Origin of the sequence: Duganella sacchari (assembly GCF_900143065.1) — a bacterium.
GTDB classification, from domain to species: domain Bacteria; phylum Pseudomonadota; class Gammaproteobacteria; order Burkholderiales; family Burkholderiaceae_D; genus Rugamonas; species Rugamonas sacchari.
Genome location: NZ_FRCX01000016.1, coordinates 37,278 through 61,886 on the forward strand (window position 1 = coordinate 37,278; position 24,609 = coordinate 61,886).

At 60.1% G+C, this 24,609-nt stretch carries 23 protein-coding genes, 1 pseudogene and 1 riboswitch; of the genes and pseudogenes, 18 read left to right on the forward strand and 6 right to left on the reverse strand.

Features of this window, described 5'->3' with window-relative positions:
- Window positions 1-54: 54 nt before the first annotated feature.
- Window positions 55-414 carry an aspartate 1-decarboxylase gene (gene panD / locus BUA36_RS26560; protein WP_072789306.1) on the forward strand — a complete coding sequence of 120 codons (360 nt, stop codon included), beginning with the start codon at window positions 55-57 and terminating at the stop codon, window positions 412-414.
- 27 nt (window positions 415-441) lie between these two features.
- Window positions 442-531: riboswitch (glycine riboswitch) on the forward strand.
- A gap of 182 nt (window positions 532-713) precedes the next feature.
- The gene (locus BUA36_RS26565; RefSeq protein ID WP_072789474.1) at window positions 714-1,931 is read left to right on the forward strand and encodes a D-amino acid dehydrogenase; all 1,218 of its coding nucleotides are present in this window, start codon (window positions 714-716) and stop codon (window positions 1,929-1,931) included.
- A 57-nt stretch (window positions 1,932-1,988) separates the two neighbouring features.
- On the opposite strand, the gene BUA36_RS26570 is transcribed toward BUA36_RS26565, so the two are convergent.
- The gene (locus tag BUA36_RS26570; RefSeq protein ID WP_072789309.1) at window positions 1,989-2,606 is read right to left on the reverse strand and encodes a Crp/Fnr family transcriptional regulator; all 618 of its coding nucleotides are present in this window, start codon (window positions 2,604-2,606) and stop codon (window positions 1,989-1,991) included.
- A gap of 251 nt (window positions 2,607-2,857) precedes the next feature.
- On the opposite strand from BUA36_RS26570, the gene BUA36_RS26575 reads away from it, so the two are divergent.
- The 15 genes from BUA36_RS26575 to BUA36_RS26645 all read left to right on the forward strand — a co-directional run bounded on the left by BUA36_RS26575 (window position 2,858) and on the right by BUA36_RS26645 (window position 19,105).
- Entirely contained in the window at window positions 2,858-4,465 is a 1,608-nt protein-coding gene (locus tag BUA36_RS26575) for a methyl-accepting chemotaxis protein (protein WP_072789311.1), read from the forward strand.
- Window positions 4,466-4,632: 167 nt separating this feature from the next.
- Entirely contained in the window at window positions 4,633-5,766 is a 1,134-nt protein-coding gene (locus BUA36_RS26580; protein WP_229255820.1) for a methyl-accepting chemotaxis protein, read from the forward strand.
- A gap of 13 nt (window positions 5,767-5,779) precedes the next feature.
- Window positions 5,780-6,148: a response regulator gene (locus BUA36_RS26585; RefSeq protein WP_072789318.1), complete on the forward strand. Its 369-nt coding sequence runs from the start codon at window positions 5,780-5,782 to the stop codon at window positions 6,146-6,148.
- A gap of 16 nt (window positions 6,149-6,164) precedes the next feature.
- The gene (locus BUA36_RS26590) at window positions 6,165-6,461 is read left to right on the forward strand and encodes an STAS domain-containing protein (protein WP_072789321.1); all 297 of its coding nucleotides are present in this window, start codon (window positions 6,165-6,167) and stop codon (window positions 6,459-6,461) included.
- Window positions 6,462-6,470: 9 nt separating this feature from the next.
- Entirely contained in the window at window positions 6,471-8,633 is a 2,163-nt protein-coding gene (locus tag BUA36_RS26595) for a chemotaxis protein CheA (protein ID WP_072789324.1), read from the forward strand.
- Between the two features lie 12 nt (window positions 8,634-8,645).
- Entirely contained in the window at window positions 8,646-9,203 is a 558-nt protein-coding gene (locus BUA36_RS26600) for a chemotaxis protein CheW (protein ID WP_072789327.1), read from the forward strand.
- Between the two features lie 13 nt (window positions 9,204-9,216).
- Complete coding sequence (locus tag BUA36_RS26605) at window positions 9,217-10,026, forward strand: CheR family methyltransferase (protein ID WP_072789330.1); 810 nt, start codon at window positions 9,217-9,219, stop codon at window positions 10,024-10,026.
- Window positions 10,023-10,544 carry a chemotaxis protein CheD gene (locus BUA36_RS26610; RefSeq protein WP_202413638.1) on the forward strand — a complete coding sequence of 174 codons (522 nt, stop codon included), beginning with the start codon at window positions 10,023-10,025 and terminating at the stop codon, window positions 10,542-10,544. The genes BUA36_RS26605 and BUA36_RS26610 overlap by 4 nt, the downstream gene beginning before the upstream one ends.
- Window positions 10,541-11,614, forward strand: a complete 1,074-nt coding sequence (locus BUA36_RS26615) for a protein-glutamate methylesterase/protein-glutamine glutaminase (RefSeq protein ID WP_072789333.1) — start codon at window positions 10,541-10,543, stop codon at window positions 11,612-11,614. Before BUA36_RS26610 ends, BUA36_RS26615 begins: the two co-directional genes overlap by 4 nt.
- 2 nt (window positions 11,615-11,616) lie before the next feature.
- The gene (locus BUA36_RS26620) at window positions 11,617-12,888 is read left to right on the forward strand and encodes an EAL domain-containing protein (RefSeq protein WP_072789336.1); all 1,272 of its coding nucleotides are present in this window, start codon (window positions 11,617-11,619) and stop codon (window positions 12,886-12,888) included.
- A gap of 24 nt (window positions 12,889-12,912) precedes the next feature.
- The gene (locus BUA36_RS26625; RefSeq protein WP_072789339.1) at window positions 12,913-14,592 is read left to right on the forward strand and encodes a HAMP domain-containing methyl-accepting chemotaxis protein; all 1,680 of its coding nucleotides are present in this window, start codon (window positions 12,913-12,915) and stop codon (window positions 14,590-14,592) included.
- Window positions 14,593-14,604: 12 nt separating this feature from the next.
- Window positions 14,605-15,111, forward strand: coding sequence for a chemotaxis protein CheW (locus BUA36_RS26630; RefSeq protein WP_072789342.1), 507 nt, complete (start codon window positions 14,605-14,607; stop codon window positions 15,109-15,111).
- An 8-nt stretch (window positions 15,112-15,119) separates the two neighbouring features.
- A complete protein-coding gene (locus tag BUA36_RS26635; protein WP_072789345.1) occupies window positions 15,120-16,802 on the forward strand; it encodes a methyl-accepting chemotaxis protein in 1,683 nt (560 codons plus the stop codon).
- A 9-nt stretch (window positions 16,803-16,811) separates the two neighbouring features.
- The gene (locus BUA36_RS26640) at window positions 16,812-17,549 is read left to right on the forward strand and encodes a substrate-binding periplasmic protein (RefSeq protein WP_084560361.1); all 738 of its coding nucleotides are present in this window, start codon (window positions 16,812-16,814) and stop codon (window positions 17,547-17,549) included.
- A 71-nt stretch (window positions 17,550-17,620) separates the two neighbouring features.
- Window positions 17,621-19,105 carry a methyl-accepting chemotaxis protein gene (locus tag BUA36_RS26645; protein WP_072789351.1) on the forward strand — a complete coding sequence of 495 codons (1,485 nt, stop codon included), beginning with the start codon at window positions 17,621-17,623 and terminating at the stop codon, window positions 19,103-19,105.
- A 484-nt stretch (window positions 19,106-19,589) separates the two neighbouring features.
- On the opposite strand, the gene BUA36_RS26655 is transcribed toward BUA36_RS26645, so the two are convergent.
- Entirely contained in the window at window positions 19,590-20,234 is a 645-nt protein-coding gene (locus tag BUA36_RS26655) for a type VI secretion system amidase effector protein Tae4 (RefSeq protein ID WP_072789485.1), read from the reverse strand.
- A 126-nt stretch (window positions 20,235-20,360) separates the two neighbouring features.
- Window positions 20,361-20,825 (reverse strand): PAAR domain-containing protein, encoded by a 465-nt coding sequence (locus BUA36_RS31345; RefSeq protein WP_072789355.1) that lies wholly within the window; start codon window positions 20,823-20,825, stop codon window positions 20,361-20,363.
- Between the two features lie 676 nt (window positions 20,826-21,501).
- Between BUA36_RS31345 and BUA36_RS26665 the strand changes: the two genes are divergently transcribed.
- The gene (locus BUA36_RS26665) at window positions 21,502-21,786 is read left to right on the forward strand and encodes a hypothetical protein (protein WP_139260704.1); all 285 of its coding nucleotides are present in this window, start codon (window positions 21,502-21,504) and stop codon (window positions 21,784-21,786) included.
- 750 nt (window positions 21,787-22,536) lie between these two features.
- Here BUA36_RS26665 and BUA36_RS26670 read toward each other — a convergent pair.
- The 3 genes and pseudogenes from BUA36_RS26670 to BUA36_RS26680 form a co-directional block, all read right to left on the reverse strand.
- Window positions 22,537-22,863, reverse strand: a pseudogene (locus tag BUA36_RS26670) (helix-turn-helix domain-containing protein); the annotation flags it as partial.
- An 82-nt stretch (window positions 22,864-22,945) separates the two neighbouring features.
- A complete protein-coding gene (locus tag BUA36_RS26675; RefSeq protein WP_072789361.1) occupies window positions 22,946-23,194 on the reverse strand; it encodes a DUF4279 domain-containing protein in 249 nt (82 codons plus the stop codon).
- Window positions 23,195-23,420: 226 nt separating this feature from the next.
- Entirely contained in the window at window positions 23,421-24,233 is an 813-nt protein-coding gene (locus BUA36_RS26680) for a class I SAM-dependent methyltransferase (protein WP_072789364.1), read from the reverse strand.
- Between the last annotated feature and the right edge of the window lie 376 nt (window positions 24,234-24,609).

A 24,609-nucleotide genomic window follows, 5' to 3' on the forward strand; every position in this document is an offset into this window, starting at 1 on the left:
TGCCTGAGCAGGATGCAAAGCTTGAACGATTACTACCGAGGGAAACGAATGTCTATGCAACGAGTTATGCTGCGCGCCAAGCTGCACCGTGTGACGGTGACGCAGGCGGATCTGAATTATGAAGGTTCGTGCGGTATCGACCTGGACCTGCTGGAAGCGGCTGATATCTGGCCAAACGAAAAAATCGAACTGTATAACGTGAACAACGGCGAGCGCTTCGCCACCTACGCGATTCCTGGCCTGCGCGGCACCGGCGAGATCTCGCTGAACGGCGCAGCGGCACGCAAGGCGCAGCTGGGCGACCTGCTCATCATCTGCACCTACGCGCCGATGACCGAAGCGCAGATCGCCGACTACAAACCGAAACTGGTTTTCGTCGACGCGCAAAACAAGATCACCAGCGTCAAGCAGTAAGCTGCAAGACCAAGTCGGCCCTGTGCCGAATTCTGGTCGGGAGAGACCACCATGGATGGTGGCGCCGAAGGAGCAACCGCCCCGGAAACTCTCAGGCAAAAGGACCGACCAGACCACTGTACTCTGAAGAGCCGCCGGCTTCGTCAGCCGGCGCACCGCAGGAGCAAGCGGCGCCATGCTAACGCTATGGCGCGGCGAATCTCTCAGGTTCCAAACAGAGGGGGCGTACCACTCGCATGGTGCGCTTGGTACTCCCACCCCTGACTGTTGATGGAGCCTGCTTCATGAATCAACCTGCACTGCACACGATTGCCGTCCTTGGCGGCGGCATCACCGGCGTGACCACCGCTTACGCCCTGGCGCGGCGCGGCTTTGCCGTCACCGTGTTTGAACGCCACCGTTATCCGGCAATGGAGACGTCGTTTGCCAACGGCGGCCAGCTGTCCGCCTCCAATGCCGAAGTCTGGACTCATCCTTCCACCATCGCCAAAGGCCTGAAGTGGATGCTGCGCAGCGATGCGCCGCTGCTGCTCAATCCTCGCCCGACCTGGCACAAGCTGTCCTGGTTTGCGGAGTTCATCGCCAGCATTCCCCGCTACGAAGACAACACCATCGCCACCGCGAAGCTGGCGATCGCCGCGCGCCGCCATCTGTTCGACTGGGCGGAAGAGGAGGGCGTGGAGTTCGACCTGAAACAGCAGGGCATCCTGCACATCTACCGCAACCAGGCGGGCTTCGAGCACGCCGGCCGCGTGTCCGGGCTGCTGGCGGCGGGCGGCTTGCCGCGCCGCGCGGTCACGCCCGATGAGATGCGCGCCATCGAGCCGGCGCTGCAAGGCAGCTACTACGGCGGTTACTACACCGAGAGCGATGCCACCGGCGACATCCACAAGTACACCAACGGCCTGGCCGCAGCGGCCGAGCGGCGTGGTGTGCGCTTTGTATGGGGCGCGGAAATCGGCAGCGTGGAAACCGATGGCCGCGTGGCCACGGTGCGCGTCGATCAGGATGGCCGCGAGGACCGCCAGTGCTTCGATGGCGTGGTGGTGTGCGGTGGCGTCGGCAGCCGCGCGCTGGCGGCGCAGCTGGGTGATCGGGTTAACGTTTATCCGGTGAAGGGCTATTCGATCACGGTGCAGCTGCAGGATGACGCCAGCCGCGCCGCCGCGCCGACGGTCAGCCTGCTGGACGATGAGACCAAGCTGGTGACCAGCCGTCTAGGGCCGGACCGTTTCCGCGTTGCGGGCACGGCGGAGTTCAATGGCATTAACCGCGATATCCGCGCGGACCGCATCCAGCCGCTGGTCGATTGGGTGCAGCAGTGCTTCCCGGGCGTGAGCACGCGCCAGGCGGTGCCATGGGCTGGCTTGCGGCCGATGATGCCGGACATGATGCCGCGTGTGGGAAGGGGCAAGCGGCCTAACGTGTTTTACAACACCGGCCACGGTCACCTGGGCTGGACGCTGTGCGCGGCCACCGCCGACCTGATTGCCGGTGTGGTGGAGAGCCAACACTAAGCTGGCTTGCCGCACAAGAAAAAGACGCCTCTGAACTGAATCTCGGGCGTCTTTTATTTATTTGCTACCGTCAATGCGCAGCAACTGCGACATGTACTGCGGCGTGATGCCAAGGAAGGATGCCACCACCTTTTGCGAGATGCGCTGCTCCAGGCCCGGATACTCGCGGCGGAACGCATTCAGGCGGCCCTGCGCCGGCGAGGCGTTCAGGTACAGGCGGCGGCTCTGGTCCATGATGCTGCACTGTGCCGCAGCCAGGTAGTAGTCGCGCAGATGGCTATTGGCCTGATACAGCGCGCTCACTTGCGACCAGTCCAGGCGATAGCCATGGATGGCGGTTTCCGCCACCACGAAATTCAGCGCCGGATGCGATTCGCGCGAACGCAGCAGATCGTCGTGCGCGGCCACCGGTTCGCCGTCGGTCTGGAAGTGCAGCGTCACTTCATTGCCCGCCTCGGTAATGAAACCGGTCCGCGCCACACCGCTGTGCAGCCAGTGCACATACTGGGCAGGCGTGCCGATGCGCTGCAGGTACTCGCCCTTGCGCATGCTGAAAGGCGTGGCCAGCGGCGCCAACAGGCGCGAGGCTTCGTCGTACAGTTCGGGCGTGACGCCATAGCGGCGTGACACGGCTTCGCGATATTTAGCGCGGTGTTCTAGGAATGCGTTGCTCATACTCAGTGGTTTAGGAGTGCGAATGGCCGGACGGACAATGTTGTATTTTAAATTCCGCTATGTAAATGGCCGTACAAATGAATTTGAAAGTGTAAACGTTTTCACAGTCCCTGGCTCAATATTTGTTGCAGATTAGAATGGAAATTTAAAAATATTTTAAACTTAAAGCAGTTTAACAAATTTCTGCAAGCATGAATTTCGCTGAACTTTAGGGTTACTATTGAAGAACAATTCGACCCTTGGAGACCGGCATGAAAATCACTGATCTCAGCATTGGCAGGCGCCTGTCGTTTGGCTTTGCTGTTGTGCTCGCCATACTCATCCTCAACACCGGCCTCGGCATCTATCGCCTGCAAGGGGTGGCGACCGCGACACGCGCGATGATGGAAACGCCGCTGGCCAAGGAGCGTCTCATTTCGGACTGGTACCGGATTGTATTTGCCGGCATCCGCCGCACCACCGCTGTGGCCAAAAGCGCCGACCCGGCGCTGGCCACCTTCTTTGCCGAGGAGGCCAAGAACTCGACGGCCTACGCCCAGGGACTGATCAAGAAGATCGAAGAACTCACCAGCGGCGAGGACAAGCGGCTCATGGAAGAGCTGGTGGAAACCCGCAAGCTGTACGTAAGTTCGCGTGACGGCGTCATGAAGGCCAAGGCCGCCGGCGATGCCGACGGCGCCTCGCGCCTGCTCGAGCAAACCTATCTGCCTGCCGCCAAAACCTATGAAACCATGCTGCAGAAGATCCTCGACCAGCAGCGCAAGTCGATTGACGAAGCGGCCACGCGCATCGACCAGGTCGCCACGGACAGCCGCAACCTACTGCTCTTGCTGGCCGTGCTGGTGGTGGCGTTTGGCGTGGTGTTTTCATGGTGGCTGACGGCGGGCATCACGCGGCCGATCAACGAAGCCGTGGCGCTGGCCGAGTCGGTGGCGGAAGGCGACCTGGTCGATCATAGCAACCGCAGCGCCAGCGACTACAGCCAGGACGAACCCGGCAAGCTGCTGCATGCGCTGAACCGCATGTCGAACAGCCTGGTGCGTATCGTCGGCGATGTCCGCAACGGCACGGACAGCATTGCAACCGCGTCGTCGCAAATCGCCGCCGGCAATCTGGACCTGTCGTCGCGCACGGAACAGCAGGCCAGTTCGCTCGAGGAAACCGCGTCCTCGATGGAGGAGCTGACCAGCACCGTCAAGCAGAATGCCGACAACGCGCGCCAGGCCAACCAGCTGGCGTCCAAGGCTGCCGAAGTGGCGCAACGCGGCGGCGCGGTAGTCTCGGACGTGGTGCAGACCATGGCGTCGATCGATGCCTCGTCCAAGAAAATTGTCGACATCATCGGCGTCATTGACGGCATCGCTTTCCAGACCAATATTCTTGCCTTGAATGCCGCCGTGGAAGCGGCGCGTGCCGGCGAACAGGGGCGCGGCTTTGCGGTGGTGGCGTCCGAGGTGCGCAACCTGGCGCAGCGTTCGGCCAGTGCGGCAAAAGAGATCAAGACCCTCATCGACGACTCGGTCGGCAAGGTGGAAGCAGGCACGCGCCTGGTTGGCCAGGCTGGGAGTACCATGGAAGAAGTGGTGAGCAGCATCGGCCGCGTTACTGCCATCATGGGCGAGATCAGCAATGCCAGCGTCGAGCAGACCCATGGCATCGAGCAGATCAACCTGGCGATCACGCAAATGGATCAGGTCACGCAGCAGAACGCGGCATTGGTGGAAGAGGCCGCCGCAGCGGCCGACGCCATGCAGGTGCAGGCGGCCAAACTGGCGGAAGCGGTGAGCATTTTCAAGCTCGGCGATGCTGCGCCGCAGCGGCCTGTATTGCGCGGCGCGGCGCGGCCATTGCTGGCGTAACTATCATCGGTTGTATTGGTGCAACAGGCTTCGCATTCATGACTACATGATGGCGCGGGCACGGCATTCTGCGCTACAGTGGGACTACCGGAGGCGCTGCCCCAGCGGCGCCCGGAACAACAGTGGGGTGGCGTCCAGTGAAGAATCAAACCGGGATCAGTAGCAAAGTGATAGTGCCGTTCGGCTTTGCCGCAGCGGGTGCGTTGGGAACCGTCGCCGCAGGCTGGAGCGCCTGGGGCTGGTACACCCTGATCTGGGCAGCGCTGCTGCTGGGCGCTGCAGCCTGGCTCACGCGCGATACGGGTTTCAGCCCCGCCAGCGCGACCGGCGACAACGCCATGATCGATGATTACCTGGATGGGCGCGACCGTTTTGCCGACGCGGTGCTGCCCGTGTGGTGCCGCCATATTGAAAACTCGCGCGCGCAGATGGAGGAAGCGATTTCCGATTTGGCCTCGCGCTTCTCCAGCATCGTCGACAAGCTTGACAGCGCGGTGCATGTCTCCGGCGCGGGCAACCAGGGCGACCACTCCATGACCGAGGTGTTTGCACACAGCGAACAGCGTCTGGGCTCGGTGGTGACCTCGATGAAATCCGCCATGTCATCCAAGCACGCCATGCTGGCGCAGATCCGCGACCTGGAACGCTTTACGCGCGAGCTGCGCGGCATGGCGGAAGGCGTGGCCAGCATCGCCGCGCAAACCAATCTGCTGGCGCTCAACGCGGCCATCGAAGCGGCGCGCGCCGGTCCGGCCGGCCGTGGCTTCGCCGTGGTGGCACAGGAGGTGCGCCAGCTGTCGATGCGCTCGGCGGAGACGGGCAAGGAAATCTCCAATCGCGTGAATCTGATCAGTACCGCGATCCTGGCGGCCAGCCAGGCCGCCGAGCAATCGAGGGAAGCGGAAGACAAGTCCATGCAGTCGGCGGAAGGCATGATCGACGCCGTGCTGTCCGAGTTCCGCCAGATGACCGACGCGCTGGTACAGTCCTCCGACCTGCTCAAACAGGAGAGCATCGGCATCCAGGGTGAGGTGGGCGAGGCGCTGGTGCAGCTGCAATTCCAGGACCGCGTGAGCCAGGTGATGACCCACGTGCGCCACAACATGGAGAACTTGCCAGGACTGCTGCGCGAGTATCACGAGCGCTATGAGACGAACGGGGTGCTGGAAGCGCCGGATCCGGACCGTCTGCTGGGCGAACTGCAGAAGACCTACGCGATGGCCGAAGAGCATGCGGTACACAGCGGCATCAAGCACGCGGCGCCTACCGCCGCTGCAGCCGACGAAATCACTTTTTTCTGAAGGTAGAGAAGATATGGCAAAAACCATCATGGTGGTCGATGATTCGGCCTCTTTGCGCCAGGTAGTGGGCATTGCGCTCAAGGGCGCGGGATACGAGGTGATTGAAGGACGCGATGGCGTCGATGCGCTGTCCAAATGCACCGGACAGAAAATTCATCTGGTGGTGTGCGACGTGAACATGCCCAATATGGACGGCATCACCTTCGTTAAACAATTCAAGCAGCTGCCCAACTACAAATTCACGCCAGTCATCATGCTGACTACCGAATCGCAAGAGAGCAAGAAGGAAGAAGGCAAGGCCGCAGGCGCCAAGGCCTGGGTCGTCAAACCATTCAAACCGGACGTGCTACTGGGCGCCGTCGCCAAGCTGGTACTGCCATAATTTTGCGGAGGCTGCGATGGCCGATGAAGTCAACCGTATTGCCCTGGACGGCGAACTGACGATCTATCGCGCCGCCGATCTGAAAGTGCTGGTGCTGGACGCGCTGCGCAAGGCGCGGATACTGGAAATCGACTTGTCCGGCGTGACGGAGCTGGACACGGCAGGCTTGCAAGTGCTGATGCTGGCCAAGCAGGCCGCTGCCGCCGACCAGCGCACGCTGCGCCTGGTGCAGCATAGCCCCGCCGTCGTAGAAATCTTCGAGATGCTGGACCTGGTCGCCTTCTTTGGCGACGCCGTGCTGATACACGCATAAGGAATAGCCATGAATCTGGACGACGCACTACAGACCTTTATCGCTGAAAGCCGCGAGCTGCTGGAGGAGATGGAGAACGCGCTGCTCAATGTCGACCTGGCGGGCGACCAGAGCGAGGCAATCAACGCCATCTTCCGGGCCGCCCATACCATCAAAGGGTCGGCGGGCCTGTTTAGCCTCGATCACATCGTCGCCTTCACCCACGTGGTGGAAAGCCTGCTGGACAAGGTGCGCGATGGCAGCGTGACGCTCAACGATGAAATGGTGGTGCTGCTGCTGTCATGTTGCGACTATCTGTCGGCCATGATGGACGGCCTGGCGGCGGGCCGCGTAGACCAGGACCCGGACACCGCGCCGGAAGGCGAGATGCTCAAGGAGCAGCTGCATCGCCATATGGATGGCGAGGCGGCGGCGCCAGCGGTTCCCGCCGCGCTGGCAGTGCACGCGGAGCCTGGCGTGGAACGCATCGACCAGGAACGTGGAGATAGCGACTACTGGCATATCTCGCTGCGCTTCGGCCGCGGCGTGCTGCAGAACGGCATGGACCCCATCGCCTTCCTGCGCTACCTGGGCAAGCTGGGGCGCGTGGTGGGGATTGCGACCTTGCCCGATGCCCTGCCGCCGGCCGATGAGATGGATGCGGAGCTGTGCTACCTCGGTTTCGAAATCGCCTTTGACAGCAGCGCCGACCGCGAGGCGATTGCCGGCGTGTTCGAGTTTGTACAGGACGACTGCGAAATCCGCATCATTCCGCCGCACAGCAAGGTGTCCGAGTATGTGAACCTGATCCGCGCGCTGCCGGAGCAGAAGGTAAGGCTGGGCGAAATCCTGGTCCGCTGCGGCAGCGTCACCGCGCATGAACTGGAAGAGGCGCTGAATCAGCAGTCCGGCAAGCAGGAAGACGCGCCGGCCCAGCAGCTGGGCAGCATCCTGGTTGGCGCGGGCAATGTGCCGCCGGTGGTGGTGGAGGCCGCGCTGGCCAAGCAGAAGCAGGTCAGCGAGCAAAAGGCGCAGGAAAGCCGCTCCATCCGCGTCGATTCCGACAAGCTGGATCGCCTGATCGACCTGGTGGGCGAACTGATTATCGCTGGCGCACGCGCCAACATGATCGGCCAGCATATCCAGAACACCGAGCTGCTGGAGTGCACCTCGACGCTGACGGGACTGGTGGAAGACGTGCGCGATGCGGCGCTGGAGCTGCGCATGGTGAAGATCGGCGCCACCTTCAACCGCTTCCAGCGCGTGGTGCACGATGTGGCGCGGGAACTGGGCAAGGACATCGGCCTGATTGTCGATGGCGAGGATTCGGAACTGGACAAGACCGTGGTGGAAAAAATCGGCGACCCGCTGATGCACCTGGTGCGCAACGCCATGGACCATGGCATTGAGCCGGCCGAAGTGCGGGTGGCGGCCGGCAAGTCGGCCAAGGGCATGATCAAGCTGAACGCGTTCCACGAATCGGGCAGCATCGTGATTGAAGTCAGCGACGATGGCGGCGGCCTGCGCAAGGAGAAGATACTGGCCAAGGCCATCGAGCGTGGCCTGATCGACCCGGAACGCAAACTCACCGACAGCGAAATCTACAACCTGATTTTCGAAGCCGGCTTCTCGACGGCGGAGAAGATCACCAACCTGTCCGGCCGTGGCGTCGGCATGGACGTGGTCAAGCGGAATATCCAGGCGCTGCGCGGCAGCGTGGATGTCGGCAGCAAGGAGGGCCAGGGCACGACGGTGACGGTGCGGTTGCCGCTGACGCTGGCCATCATCGACGGCTTCCTGGTGCAGGTGGGATCGTCGGTGTTTGTGATCCCGCTCGACATGATCGAGGAGTGCATCGAGTACGCCACCGAGCCGGGACAGGACTACACCAATCTGCGCGGCCAGGTGCTGCCGCTGGTGCGCCTGCGTGAGCTGTTCCGCATCGGCGGCGCCGGCACGCGGCGCGAGAGCATCGTGGTGCTCAAGTTCGGCAATCACCGTGCGGGCCTGGTGGTCGATACGCTGCTGGGCGAATTCCAGACCGTGATCAAACCACTGAGTCCGATGTTCAGCGAAGTGAAATGCATCAGCGGCTCCACCATCCTGGGCAGCGGCGAGGTCGCCCTGATACTCGACGTGGCGGCACTGATGCATACCGTCGGCGGCAAGGGCGCCGTCGCGCTGGCAGCGTAAGAGAGGAGCAGCATGAGCACTATCGATACCGCCAATGTGGTCACTTACGGCAGCAGCGCGATTGTGGCCTTGCAGAGCGGCGCCGCGCTGCCCAGCCAGTTCCTGACATTTATGCTGGGCGAGGAACAGTACGCGGTCGGCATCCTGCACATCAAGGAGATCATCGAATACGGCAGCCTGGCCACGGTGCCCATGATGCCGGATTGCGTGCGCGGCGTCATCAACCTGCGCGGCGCGGTGGTGCCGGTGATGGATTTGTCGGCGCGCTTCGGCCGCGCGCAAAGCACCATCGGCAAACGCAGCTGCATCGTCATCGTCGAAACCGAAGGCGGCGAGAATGACAGCAAGCAGGTGCTGGGCATGCTGGTGGACGCGGTCAACGCCGTGGTGGAAATCGCTGCCGCCGATATCGAACCGGCGCCGTCGTTCGGCACGCGCATCCGTCCCGATTTCATCGCCGGCATGGGCAAGTACAACGGCCGCTTTGTGATCCTGCTCGATATCGAGCGCGTGCTGTCGAGCGAGGAGATTGTTGACATGGCGCGCGGCACCGCTGCCGCCGTGGCGTGATGGGTGGGATCTTATGGCCGTGGCGATGATCACCGACCGCGAGTTCGTCCAGTTCCAGCGTTTCATTTACGATGCTGCGGGCATCACCATGGCCAATGGCAAGCAGGCGCTGGTCAGCGGCCGCCTGGCCAAGCGCCTGGCGCACTATCAGCTCGACAGCTATGGCGACTATCTCAAGCTGCTGGAAAGCCGCGCGCAACCGGCCGAGCTGCAAGTGGCGGTGGACCTGCTGACCACCAACGAGACTTACTTCTTCCGCGAACCCAAGCACTTTGCACTGCTGCGCGATCTGGCGCTGGAAGCGCGCGACAAGAACCGCGCGCTGCGCGTGTGGAGCGCAGCCAGCTCCAGCGGCGAAGAACCCTACAGCATTGCCATGGTGCTGGCCGATGTCTTTGGCGAGGACGGCGGCTGGGAAGTGCTGGGCACCGACATCAGCACACGCGTGCTGCAGCGCGCGCGTAGCGGCCACTATCCCATGGAGCGCGCATCGCAAATGCCGCCGGCTTACCTGAAGCGTTTCTGCCTCAAGGGACAGGGCAGTGAAGCCGGCACCATGCTGATCGACCGTTCGCTGCGGCAGCGCGTGCAGTTCCAGCACCTGAACCTGAATGCGCCGCTGCCCAAACTGGGCACGTTTGATGTGATCTTCCTGCGCAACGTGATGATCTATTTCAGCCTGGAGACCAAACGCCAGGTGGTGGCGCGGCTGTTGGCGCAATTGCGTCCGGGCGGCTATTTCCTGATCGGCCATTCGGAAACGCTGAACGACATCAACGATACGCTGATCGCAGTGGCGCCTTCGATTTATCGCAAGCCATGACGGAGCCTAAACTCATCGATATCTTCCTGATGCCCGGCGATTATTTCGTCGGCGATGCGCAGTACCGCGTGCGTACGCTGCTGGGCTCTTGCGTGTCGATCACGTTGTGGCATCCGGGGCGCCGCATTGGCGCGATGTCGCACTTCCTGCTGCCCGGCCACGGGCGGCGCAGACAGGACCGGCCAGCCGACAAGCCGGGCATGTATGGCGCGGATGCGATGCAGTTGCTGGTGGACGGTATGACGCAGCATGGGGTGCCGCTGATTCAGTGCCAGGGCAAGATCTTCGGCGGCGGCGCCATGTTTCCGCGCAATGAGAAGGTACGCGATATCGGCATGCAGAACGGCGACTTTGCGCGCGAGATGCTGCAAAAGCATGGCATACACGTGGTGTCCGAAAGCCTGTTCGGCGAAGGGCATCGTCAATTAATCTTCACCATCCGTAGTGGCGAGGTGTTGAGCCGTCAGGTTCCGCCAGAACCGGGATGGGGCGGTACGGGAGCAAGGACACAGGAATGAGTGATATCAAGGTCATGATCGTCGATGATTCCGCCGTGGTGCGGCAGGTGCTGAGCGGCCTGCTGAACGCGGCGGCGGGGATTACCGTTACCCATGCGGTGGCCAACCCTTTGCTCGCCATGGAGCGCATGAAGGTGCAGTGGCCTGACGTCATCGTGCTTGACGTTGAAATGCCGAAGATGGACGGCATAACCTTCCTGCGCAAGCTGATGACTGAACATCCGACACCGGTGGTGATCTGCTCGACCTTGACCGAGAAGGGCGCGCAGACGTCGGTGGAAGCGCTGACGGCAGGCGCGGTCGCGATCATTACCAAGCCGCGGCTGGACCTGAAGCAGTTCCTGCACGATAGCGCGGATGAACTGGTGTCTGCAGTGCGCGCGGCCGCTGGCGCCCATGTGGGCAAGCTGGCCAACCGCCCAGCGCCGCCACCTGTGACGGCCAAGCTGAATGCGGATGCGGTCCTGCCGCCGATGGAAGTACGGCCGATGACGGCGACCACGGAGCGCGTGGTGGCGATCGGCACATCGACGGGCGGTACGCAGGCGCTGGAAGAGGTGCTGACCTCACTGCCGCGCGTCTCACCCGGCATCGTGGTGGTGCAGCACATGCCGGAAAAATTCACGGCAGCTTTTGCGGCGCGGCTGGACAGCGTGTGCGAAGTGCGCGTCAAGGAGGCTGCCAATAACGACCGGGTCCTGCAGGGCCAGGTGCTGATTGCGCCGGGCGGCAAGCACATGCTACTGCGCCGCACCGGGGCGCAGTATTTTGTCGAGGTGGTGGATGGCCCGCTGGTCAACCGTCATCGCCCGTCGGTGGATGTGCTGTTCCGCTCCACCGCGCGCGCGGCAGGCGCCAATGCACTGGGCGTCATCATGACCGGCATGGGGGACGACGGTGCGGCCGGCATGCTGGAAATGCTCAAGGCTGGCGCGCGCACGGTGGCGCAGGATGAAGCCAGCTGTGTGGTGTACGGCATGCCGAAGGAAGCGGTGAAGCGCGGCGGTGTCGAGAAGTCGGTGCCGCTCAGCGCGATCTACCGCGAAATCCTGCAACAGCTGCAGTACTGAACATGAACACGCCACCGCTCCCCGACACCACCGTTGCCGACGCGCCCTCGTGGGCCGGCCGCCGCGTGCTGGTTGTCGAGGACAGCGTGGTGCAACGCGGTTATCTGGTGGGTTTGCTGCGCCAGCTGAACTTCGGCGAGATACTGGAAGCGGGTGACGGCAACGAGGCCATGCAGGTGCTGGAGCGCCAACCCAGCCCGTTGTATCTGGTGCTGACCGATCTGGAGATGCCGGGCATGGACGGCATCGAGCTGACCTGCCAGCTGCGTGAACGCCGCCTGACGGAAAACCTGATCGTGGTCAGTGCGCGTGATCCGCGCCTGCTGGAGATCATCGAGAACATGGCGTGCGAAGATACTTCCATGGGCTTGCTGGGCACTTTGCTCAAGCCGGTGCAACTGGACTCGCTGACGCAGCTCTTGTGCAAGGCCGGTGACCGTGGCAGCGACTGCGCCCCGCTGGTGCCGCCGCCACTGCCACAGGCTTCGCTGGAGGAGCTGGCGCAGGCGCTGACGCGCAAGGAGTTTGTGCCGTACTTCCAGCCCAAGGTCGCCATGCAGACCGGCCACCTGAAAGGCGTGGAAGCGCTGGTGCGCTGGAACCATCCGGAGCGCGGCCTGCTGGCTCCGGCGCACTTCATCGATACGCTGGAAGGCCATCCCCTGATGGCGGACTTCACGATCGACATGGTGCAGCAGGTGCTGGAGCGCATACTGGACTGGCAAAGCCACGGCCTGCCGCCGCTTACGGTGTCGGTCAACCTGTCCGCCGACAACCTGGCCGACCGCAGTTTTATCGACCGCCTGATTGCGCAGATTTCCGCATCCGGCGTCAAGCCCGCATCGCTGGTGTGGGAGGTCACTGAAACCAGCGTGATGCGTCAGCTGTCACAGGCGCTGACGAATATGGGCCGCTTGCGCCTGATGGGCTTTGGCCTGGCCATGGACGATTTTGGCATCGGCTATTCGTCCATGCAGCAATTCGCACGCTGCCCGTTCACGGAACTGAAGATCGACCGCGCCTTCGTCAACGGCGCGGCGCAGTGGCCCAACCGCCACATGGTGCTCAAGAGCGCACTGGACCTGGGGCAAAGCCTGGGCGTGGCCACGGTGGCGGAAGGTGTCGAGACAGTCGAGGACTGGAAGCTGCTGCGCGACCTCGGATGCGACATGGCGCAAGGCTACCTGCTGGCGAAGCCGATGCCGGCGGAAGATCTGGTCGGCTGGATACGGCAGGACAGGCGCAGACTGCGTGCGCTGGCAGGGGACGAATAATCACAACCAAGCTGGGGGAACATCATGCTTTCAACATTGCAGGTCAGGACCAAGATTTTGATATTGCTGGCGGTAGCGGTTGTGGCATTGGTCGTCGTAGTGCTGATCGCCTTTTCCGGCATGAAGACGCAAAGCCAGATGCTGAACCAGATCGGCAAGAACCGCATGCCATCGGTGCAGGCGCTGCAAACCATCAGCGAAGCGCAGACCGCGCTGCGGTCGGCCAGCCGTGCCATTGATGCGATGGCGTTATATCCGGAAGAGGTGGATAACGTCACCCATGAGATCAAGCGCAAGCAGGAAAGCTGGGCGATTGTCGATAAGGCGTGGAAAACCTATGATGACCTGCCGCAGGAGACGGAGGAGGCGGCAGTGTGGAAAACCTTCGTCAAGCAATGGGACACCTGGAAGCAGCGTGATGCCCTCATCACCGACATCGCCAGCCAGATCGTGCGTGCTGACCTGGCCAAGCGCAAGGAATTATTCCTGTCGCTGCACAATACGCTCAAGGAAAACCGCACGGCGTTTCACGATGCCGAGGAAAGCCTCAACAAGCTGGTGACCCTGAATATTCAGTATGGCGAGAGCGATGTGGCAGGGGCAGAAGCCGCGTCGGCAACTGCGCTGAAAAATATGTACCTGTCATCGGGTATTGCATTGGCCCTGCTGGTGACAATCGGCCTGTTTATCCTGAACGGCATCATGAAGCAGCTGGGTGGCGATCCTTCGTATGCAGCGGAGATTGTGCGCCAGGTGGCAGATGGCGACCTGACCGCCGACGTGCAGCTGAAAGCCGGTGACACCACCAGCCTGCTGGCGGCCATGAGCGGCATGATCGAAAAACTGTCGCACGTGGTGCAGGAAGTGAACAACGGCGCCGAAGCGCTGGCCTCGGCCTCGGAAGAAGTCAGCGCGACCGCGCAGTCGCTGTCGCAGGCGGCCAGCGAACAGGCTGCGGGCACGGAGGAAACCAGTGCGTCGGTCGAACAGATGACGGCCTCGATTTCGCAAAACACCGAGAACTCCAAGGTCACCGACGGCATTGCCAGCAAGGCCGCGTTGGAAGCGGCAGAGGGCGGCGAGGCGGTCAAGTCCACGGTGGCGGCGATGCAGCAGATCGCCAAGAAAATCAGCATCATCGACGATATCGCATACCAGACCAACCTGCTGGCGCTGAACGCGGCGATTGAGGCGGCCCGCGCGGGCGAACATGGCAAGGGCTTTGCCGTGGTGGCAGCCGAGGTGCGCAAGCTGGCGGAACGCAGTCAGGTGGCGGCGCAGGAAATCGAGCAGGTAGCCAGCAGCAGCGTGCAGCTGGCCGAGAAGGCCGGGCAGCTGCTGGGTGAGATGGTGCCGAATATCCGCCGCACCTCGAACCTGGTGCAAGAGATCACGGCGGCGTCGGAAGAACAGTCGGCAGGTGTTGGCCAGATCAATGCGGCAGTGACGCAGCTGAGCCAGACCACCCAGCAGAATGCCTCCAGCTCCGAAGAGCTGGCGGCGACAGCGGAAGAGATGAGCGGTCAGGCCGAGCAGCTGCAGCAGACCATGTCCTTCTTCAAGCTGGCTGGCGCCTCCCGACCTATCCGTACGACGATGGCGCGTAAGCCCGCACGTCCAGGACGCGCGGCTGCAGGGGCGGTATCTAGCCGCCGCATGAATGATGTCAGCGAACCGGATGAATCGCATTTCGTCAAATTTTAGCGGGGAGCAGCGATGAATACCTTGACCGCAGCGGACCCGCCATCGTCAGCGCAGCAGGCGCCTGCTCAGTTCCTCAGCTTCATGCTGGGCCAGGATATGTTCGCCATGGGCATATTGGCGGTGCGTGAAATCCTGGAGTATGCGGGCGTGACCCCGGTGCCGCAGATGCCGCCGTCCATCTGCGGCGTAATCAATTTGCGCGGTACGGCGGTTCCCGTGCTGAACCTGGCCCGCCGGCTGGACCGCGAACCGTCCGCCATCAGCAAGCGCACCTGCATCATCGTGGTGGAAGTCGAGGCTGAGGAAGGGCCGCTGGTGATTGGCATACTGGTTGATGCGGTCAATGCGGTGCTGGACATTCCGGCCACCGAGATCGAACCGGCGCCGCGCTTTGGCGCCATCAAGGCCGACCTGCTGCATGGCATCGGCAAGGTCAATGGCCGCTTTGTCATGCTGCTCAATGTGCAGCACTTGGTATCGACGTTGCACCTGCAAGAATTCGTCGCGCAAATCCCTTAGGAGACTGTATGTTTGCAAATATAACTGTCAGAACCAAGATCCTGACGCTGTTGGGCGTTGCCGTTCTGGCGTTGCTGCTGGTGGTCGTGATTGGGTTCCGGGGGCTGAAACAGGAAGGGGCGATGCTGGCGGAGATCGGCAAGAACCGCATGCCATCGGTGCAGGCGCTGATGGGCATGAATGAAGGGAAGACCGGCATACGCTCGGCCAATCGCGCGGCCGATGCGGTGGCGATGTATCCCGAAGACACGGCGGAAATCAAGCAGCAGATCAAGCGCCGCGCTGAAATTTTCGGCCAGATCGATGCGGCGCGCAAAGTGTATGAAGCGCTGCCGCAGTCGAACGAAGAAGGGACGGTGTGGAAGCAGTTCATCAAATCCTGGGATACATGGAAGCAGAAAGACGTGGAATTCGGCGGCCTGCTGGCACAGATCCAGGATGCCGAGGTGGCCAAGCGCAAGGAACTGTTTGTCGCGCTACACCGCAACCTGGTGGACAACCGTGCCAATTTCCATGAGGTGGAAAACGCGCTCGACAAACTGGTGGAGCTGAACGTCAGCTATGGCGAGGACGCCGTCAAGGAGGCCGATGCGGCATCTAATGCGGCCGTGGCCAGCATGTACACGGCATCCGCTATCGCACTGCTGGTGCTGGTGGCACTGGGCCTGCTGATCCTGCGCGACATCCTCAAACAACTGGGTGGCGATCCTTCGTATGCAGCGGAGATTGTGCGCCAGGTGGCAGATGGCGACCTGACCGCCGACGTGCAGCTGAAAGCCGGCGACACCACCAGCCTGCTGGCGGCCATGAGCGGCATGATCGAAAAACTGTCGCACGTGGTGCAGGAAGTGAACAACGGCGCTGAGGCATTGGCCTCGGCCTCGGAAGAAGTCAGCGCGACGGCGCAGTCGCTTTCGCAGGCGGCCAGTGAGCAGGCTGCAGGCACGGAGGAAACCAGTGCCTCGGTCGAGCAGATGACGGCCTCGATTTCGCAAAATACCGAGAACGCCAAAGTCACCGACGGCATTGCCAGCAAGGCCGCGTTGGAAGCGGCAGAGGGCGGCGAGGCGGTCAAGTCCACGGTGGCGGCGATGCAGCAGATCGCCAAGAAAATCAGCATCATCGACGATATCGCATACCAGACCAACCTGCTGGCGTTGAACGCGGCGATTGAGGCGGCCCGCGCGGGCGAACATGGCAAGGGCTTTGCCGTGGTGGCGGCCGAAGTGCGCAAGCTGGCGGAACGCAGCCAGGTGGCAGCGCAGGAAATCGAGCAGGTAGCCAGCAGCAGCGTGCAGCTGGCCGAGAAGGCCGGGCAGCTGCTGGGTGAGATGGTGCCGAATATCCGCCGCACCTCGAACCTGGTGCAAGAGATCACGGCGGCGTCGGAAGAACAGTCGGCAGGTGTGGGTCAGATCAATGCGGCAGTGACGCAGCTGAGCCAGACCACCCAGCAGAATGCGTCCAGCTCCGAAGAGCTGGCAGCGACAGCAGAAGAGATGAGCGGTCAGGCCGAGCAGCTGCAGCAGACCATGTCCTTCTTCAAACTGGCTGGCGTTTCGCGCACAGTCCGCAGCGCGGCGCCGTCAGCGCGCAAGCCGGCCAGGAAAATGCGCGCCGGTGGCACGTCCTCCGGCCGCCGTATGCCGGAGATGGAGGAACCCGATGAAACCAACTTCGTGAAGTTCTGAGGATGCCAGATGCGCCGGAGAGCATGGGCTTGTGCGTTGCTGCTTGCCGCCGTGGCTGCGCCGTCACTGGCGGCGCGTGGTCCCTTGCGCATACTGGGCGCCGATATTGCGCCGCTTTACTTTGAACGCAACGGCGTCGTCACCGGCTTCTGCGCCGAAGTCACGCGAGAAATCCAGCGTCGTATCGGCGACCGCACCGCCATGCAGGTGGTGCCATGGGCGCGTGCCTACCGCACCGCGCTGGCGGGCGAAAATGTGATCCTGGTGTGCCCCAAGCGCACCGCTGAGCGTGACCCGCATTTCCAATGGATCGGCCCTGTGCTGGAGTCGCGCACCAATCTGTATGCGCTGCGCGAATCGCGCATCAGGCTCGCTACGCTGGATGATGCGCGCACGCTGTCCGGCATCCTGCTGCCGCGGGATTTCTATTCCTACCAATATCTGCAGGACGCCGGCTTTACCAATCTGGAGCCGGTAGGCAGTTCCAAAACCATGTTGAACATGCTGCTGGCGGGACGCCGGCCAGCCATGGTGGTCGATCGTGAGCAACTGCCTGAGTTGCTGGCGCAGGCCGGCATCGCCGAGGAGACGGTAGAGCCAGTACTGTTCCTGATGAACATACAGAGTTACATCACGTTTCCGCCAGACGCGCCAGCAAGCCTGGTCAGCAAGTGGCAGCAGGCGCTGGAACAGATGAAGCGCGACGGCAGCTTTGCAAAATTGCAGAAGCAATGGCTGCACCGTTAGTTTTGGTGAGTTTTGCGCCCCATTATTGGTTCACAATAAGGTGATACAGCCTCCTCAAGGAGTACTCACCCATGTTCGCTCAAATGAAAATGGAGACCCGGCTGCATGCGGGGTTTGGCAGCATCGTGCTGCTGGTGGTACTGATGGGCGTTATCGCCTTCAGCAAGCTGACGTCCCTGCACAATAGCTGGGACGAATTCGAGCACGTCACGCTGGTGCGCAAGAATGCGGTGCTGGAGGGCGTGACGGCGCATGGCCACGCGGTGCGCCACTTCAAGAACTACATCCTGCGCGGCGGCGACAACAACCTCCAGTTCCGCGCCGATCTTGCCGCGATTGAAAAAGAGATGGGCAACTATCGCGCAGCCGGCTCGCTCACGCCGGAAGAGCAGACCCTGCTCAGCGAAGTGCAGGCCGGCGTCAAAAGCTATGACAGCAGCATGGCGCAGCTGGAAGCCATGCACGAAAAAGGCATGACAGCGCTAGAGATGGACAAGGCCATCAAGGGCGCGGATGAAGCCATCGCCAGTGCGTTCCGCAAGCTGCTCAAGGTGAACGATACGGAGACCAAAGGCGAATCCGAGGCCATGACCAATGTCACCAATTCGGCCAAACAACTCATCCTTGCGATGGATGTGGCGATTGCGATTCTGGGTTGTGTGCTGGCGGTGTGGCTGGCGCGCAGCCTGTCCTCCATCGTGCGCGAGGTACAGCTGGTGGTCAGCGGCCTGTCCAGCGCCTCGCAGGAAGTAAGCGCGACGGCGCAGTCGCTATCGCAGGCGGCCAGCGAACAGGCGGCGGGCGTGGAAGAAACCAGCGCCTCCATCGAACAGATGACTGCATCGATTGCACAGAACACTGAAAACGCCAAAGTCACGGACGGCATTGCCACCCAGGCCGCGCTGGAAGCAGCGCGTGGCGGCGAGGTGGTCAAAGCCACGGCGGCCGCGATGAAGCAGATCGCCGGGAAAATCAGCATCATTGACGATATCGCCTACCAGACCAATCTGCTGGCCTTGAACGCGGCGATTGAAGCAGCGCGCGCGCACGAACATGGCAAAGGCTTCGCCGTGGTCGCTGCCGAGGTCCGCAAGCTGGCCGAGCGCAGCCAGGTAGCAGCGCAGGAAATCAGCCAGGTGGCGGCCGACAGCGTGGAGCTGGCGGAGCAGGCCGGCGTGATGTTCGATGCACTGGCGCCGAATATCCGCAAGACCTCTGAACTGGTGCAGGAGATTTCCGCGGCATCCGAAGAGCAGAGCTCCGGCGTGCGGCAGATTAACGGCGCGGTGATACAGCTCAGCGAAACCACGCAGGTGAACGCCGCCAGCTCGGAAGAACTGGCGGCTACGTCGGAAGAGATGAACGCCCAGGCAGAGCAGCTGCGGCGCCTGATGGCAGTGTTCAAACAGTACGCGGTGGACGATGCGCCGCGCGCCAGCGCATCCGCCGCGCGGCGGCCAACGGTGCTGAAAACCGCCGCCGCCAGCCGCCCCGCGCGCAATCTGGGACTGGTGTCCGACAGCGCGCCGGATGAAAGCAAGTTCACCCGGTTTTGATGGCTAAGCGATTGGCAAACCCCGCCATCGTCCACGTTGGCGGGACAGGTGTGGCTCCAGCAAAAGCTCAGGCTACAGCGGCGCTAGCAGGACAAAGGCTGTTCGAATAGTGACCGTCCGCATCCGCAGCCGAGAGCAGTCCCAACATCTTAGCCAGTTGTTAGTTGGATGCCGAAGAACATCACGACCGAATGCAGTACGACCAATCCAAGCAATAATCGGAGCCAGGCCCAGAGACTGCGAGTTTCTTTGCTAAAGACGAACCCGACGATACCGAAGAGGATGGAAGGCCCAAAGTACACCGCAAAAAACATCATGCTTCGTACGGTGTCAGGTGTGCATGCGTCAATACCTGGGCACGGCCCTGTATAGACCTTACATAAGTTCGGGAAGTGATTGCACGTCCAAGTGTATGTGACGTTCGAGACTAGCAAGCTCGCAAACCCTGCAAGCACAAATGCCATAGCGATGACGAGTCGACGTATCATTTTATTTCCCAAAACAAGATTGTTTTGGAGTTCCGCAAATCAGAAAAACCAAACTCTGTACCCGGAAAGAATTCATTGACGCCAATCTGACGCCCAAACGTGGCGAAGGCATCCCAGAAGCCGCTTACCGTCAAACGAGAGCCATTCCATAAATCGATGTGTCCACCGCTTGCATTGGCGGGCGCTTCGCCAGAACGAGTCCAGTACGCATGGAACATGATGATGCCCGTCCTATCTTTTACTTTCGCTTCCCAATCTTTGCCAGTGATATTTTCCGGCTTTTGCGGTAAGCCGCAAAACGGTTGGAGCTTCAGCCACTCGCCGAGTTCATAGGCCCGTACCGCAGCAGCCTGACCATCTAAAATCACTCGCCCCAACACCTGTGCTCCCGGCATAGGCCTCACATTTTTTTGGGAAAACGAAAGCATCTTGATTCCGACTTTGTGGAAGGTCGCACTCAAGCGCAGTGCGCATTGATTACTGTAGTCTCCCTTGTCGGCGGGGGCGGGCTTGTACGGGGCACCTTTCACATAGTTGGACCATAAATCCGTGAATTTCACAGCGGGCACGTCGACCTTGCAAACGGAATCCTTTACTGGATTGGTTTTTACTGGAGCCTGCTGCCTGAGTACTTTCCCCATCAGCATCCTTCCATTTTTGCGAGAGCCTCATCACCCCAATACACCACATACTCTTCTTCGTCAGGCGTCGCTATTCTAGGCAACATGCCGTCCTCGCCAGCTCTGCCAGAAAACTTTCTTCCATCCTTAGTTTCTATATGGGAGGCCTTTAATCGAGGCATCCGTAAGCTGCGACTGTTCGTCAAATTGATGCAGATTTTCTCGTAGAGAGCTGACACTCGCCACTGAACTCAACGGCTGCGCCCCGTGCGCCGATGACTCCTTATACAGTGGGACTGAGCCAAGTCCTGCAGCGGCAGAAGTTTGGATTGGTGAGTTGGAGGCGTTGCTCCACTCTACCGTATCCGTGAATTGAGAGGCTATGAGGGTTGCCCCACATGACGTCTTCATGCCAGCGACTGCAACCCCTTTACCGTAGAACGTTGCAGTCATAACTCCCTCTACGATGGGATAGTCGCCTCGGCATTTTGGGCAATGAACTTTATGACCAATGTACGCGATTGGCTGCCCCATGCATATATCGGTTGGCGAGCCTTCCAGGACCGTACCGCCATGGCTAGTTGAATCTCCCTTGCGAATAATTTCAGGCATCGTCTTGCGCTAAAGTTGCATATTTATTCATTTTATACCAATACACCTTAGTACGTCGTACTCTGTCGAGCAGGCCAAACGGTGCATTTCGCTCGAAATACCCGCCGACTGAAATCGTGCACCTAGGTGCACAAACCACTCAAGCTGGCCACCACGGTAGTGATTGGTGGCCGCGTATTGGCGGCCGATAATGCCCCAGACCAATTTTACAATCGCAGTGTCAATCACTGCCTAGTGTATGCTGATCATCCTGACTACGGCAACTCCAGCATACGGCGACCAAAACATCGGCCATTCGCTAAGAGGCTTTGGACACCCATGCTTTTCCAACGCGACTTGGCCGATTCACCCGTGATCTGAATTTCGAGCAGCGGTCGCTTTGCTTTATGCCAGCCTAAGAGTATTTCGTCTAAACCACCGCCGTTTAGCGTCCCAAGCCGCCACTTGGCTAGTTATCTTCCAGCTTGCTCCAGTTAGACCTGTCTTACTGACCGCCGCTACTCCATGGCACTGGACGCCGCAACTTGGACCTGTGATATTTCGCGTATTTTCGGATGAGCAAGAATGCTATCCTCTGTGGTTACTGGCCGAGTTCGGCCAGTAACATACATTGATAGAGGCGTATGCGATGCTCAGATCTTTGGTATTCATCCTCCTCTGCTCGTTCGCAGGGATCGTGCAAGCAGACGGAACAATGCGGCACTTGCGAAAGATGGAAGGCTATACGATCGTTGCCGTGACCTCCGTTGATGGAGAGTTTCAAGGCTGTGACTTTGGACGCGTCATAAAACTGCTAAATGGCATGTCGTACAAATGTAGTTCTTATAGCTATACATACGCATACAGCCCTGATGCGATTGTTTTCGCGAAGGCCAACGCTTATCAAGGCAAATCGCTAGCGACTATAAAGCTGCTGATCGAAGGTGAGATATTTGATATGGAACCAGTGTTCCTAAAATGACTAGCGCTCTTGATTGAAGGGGTTTAAACGCTGTCAACAGCTAACGGCCAAGAGCTGCCTGTCAATAATTAGAGAACGACGTGGATACGAAAAGACTATTGAATGGGTTAAAGACAGTCTCAAAGTATGCCTTTCTGCACTCGATTGTGACTGCGGCAGCATGGCTCGGACCACTTAGTCATGCTGCGTTGGGGTTAGGTTTCAAGGACAAAGAAACATGGACTTGGCTAGACCATGTAGTATCCGAAACTGCGCTCCCGCTAGCGAACACGTTAACTACGCCAGGGCGTTACTTTACTTGGGAAGGTGATGGTGGCTTCCTGATTCCTGCACTTGTAACTAGCCTATGCTGGGGAACTGCTATTGCTATCGTCGTCAATGCATTAAAGCGATTTCGGTTGAGGTAAGGCCAAAAAATTTAAAATCCTGCTTGGCTGCGTTCGGCCAAAAGCGGACTTAGTTGATCCCAATCGCTTTTTTAAGATCTTTTAACCAATAGCTTTTTCAGGCGTAAATGATCGCTTAACCTAGAGGGCGTATGCACGAGTCGCAGATAGAGCATGTTTTGGAAGAGCTTCGAGCTTTACAGCACCGTTTCAATGTACCAGCGGACTCTTCCATTCCCAGCCTCGATGGGTCGGACCGGGCCACATTTAAACGCTTAGTAATAGAAGCAAAGAGCGTAGTGGATGCTGGCTTGGGCGGATTTGTTCGTTTGCTCGCGGAATTGACCCATTCCAATTGACCCACCTTCCACTGCCTGGCAAATGCAGCTACGCGGTCATATGACCCTTCATAGCCCAACTCTTTAAGGTCCAAGTGGAGCTGTTTCAAATTGCGCCGCTGTTTGCGGGGTTTGCTTGCTTCTGCCTTGAGCCAGGCTGAAAGCTGCACCGAATATTTGTCCAAGAGGCTTGATGATCGCCGCTCCGCATAGGAGGGCTCTGTGGTTTCCGACCGCAGATACCGCCGGACGGTATTGCGGGAGATGCCCAGTCGCCTGGCGATCTCCCGGAGGGGGACCTGGTCACGAAGGTGCCAGCGTCGAATTATGCCTAGTAAAGCCACGTCGATCACTCCGATCTCCTGCCGAAAAGACAGGAAGGATTGTGCTATGAACGTGGGTCAGATTCCGTTGCAAATTCGTGGGGAGGGTGGGTCAATTTTCAATGCAAATTAACACAAGCTGATTTGCCAGCGCTTCCGACATCTCGTACACATCAATAACGTCATTTTCAACTCTACCTGTGGATATTTCCCAAGATGAGTTTCTAGGAAGAGGCACATCAGGTCTGCGCTCTCCTTTTCGCCGTACCTTCGTTGCCAATAGACCGACGTGCGCCGAAACCTCATCAGGCTCAAACTCATCACCATACATTGCGAAATAAACTTCGCCTCTGCTTGCCATGTATCTTCCTTATTTCCCACTGTCTGGCATTGGCCGCACGGCCGACAAGACGGCCATGCACGCCCGAGAAAATATACGATGCTCAAGATGTCGCGCGCGAAGCGAGTCCCTGTTCACATTTTCGTTAGGATAAATTCTCGACGATGGACCCAAGGAAATCCATTCTTGTAGGGCGCTTTCCGCGTGCATCTGCGAATCTGGCCCCACCTCACGCGCTAACGAATGATTACGGCTTAACAAACTTCAGGGTCATGCGGTCGCTCTCGCCGATGGCCTGATACTTGGCGCGGTCTTCGTCCTTGTTGGTATAGGTCGGCGGCAGCGCCCATACGCCGTTCTTGTGGTCGGCCGTGTCCTTTGGATTGGCGTTGATGTCGGATTTGCCAACCAGCTTGAAGCCTGCCGATTCCGCCAGCTTGATCACGTACTGCTCGTGCATATACCCTGTGCTGGCCTCCGCGTCCTGCGTCTTCGATGCCGGCAGGCGGTGCTCTTCCACGCCCAGGATACCGCCCGGTTTCAGCACCGTGTACAGGTTGCCGAACAGTTCCTTCATCTTGTCCGGACCCAGTGGTATCCAGTTGTGGATATTGCGGAAGGTGAGCACCATGTCGACGCTATTCGGCGGCGCCATTTCGTATTTGCGGCCTGGCGAGAACACGCCGAGGGCGACCTTGTTATACACCTCTGGCTTGGTATTCAGGCGTGCCATGAAACGCTCGGCGGCCTTGCGTTCGTTTTCGTTAGGCGAGGCCAGGTCATTGCCGCCGGTGATGAGCTTACCCTGGTTGCGCAGGTACGGCGCCAGGATCTCGGTGTACCAGCCGCCGCCTGGCGCCAGTTCCACCACCGTCATATTCGGCTTGATGCCGAAGAAGGTCAGCGTTTCATATGGATGGCGATAGACGTCGCGTTTCACATTGTCCGGCGTGCGCGATGGTGCGGCGATCGCCGCTTTGAGTGCATCGTCGGCGTGCACGGCGCTGGTCGCGCCGAGCAGCATGGAGGTGGCCAGAGCGGCCAGTACGTATCGTTTCATGCACAGTCTCCTCATTGTTGGATGGGGGCGACGCAGACGCTCGCCCTGCGCGATCATCGGGCAAGCTTGCATAGAGGTCAAGTAAATTGGGACGAAGGCGCCGGCCCCGCGTGACGAACACACAGCGGACAGTCAGCGGACACTTCGCGGACACTCCGTGGACACCTGAGCGGACACTTGGACAGGCAAAACAGACACTTGCACAACATTTATCTATGGCATACATTTTGCAATCTGCAACCCGATCCGGCGCATATATTGCCAATCCCAAGGAACCGGCGACGGATATTCTGATGTAACGTAAAGTAACAAGCGGTATCGTAGTAGTTCAAGCAATAAAAGCAAATAAAAAGCAGAACCTCAGCAGGACCATCGG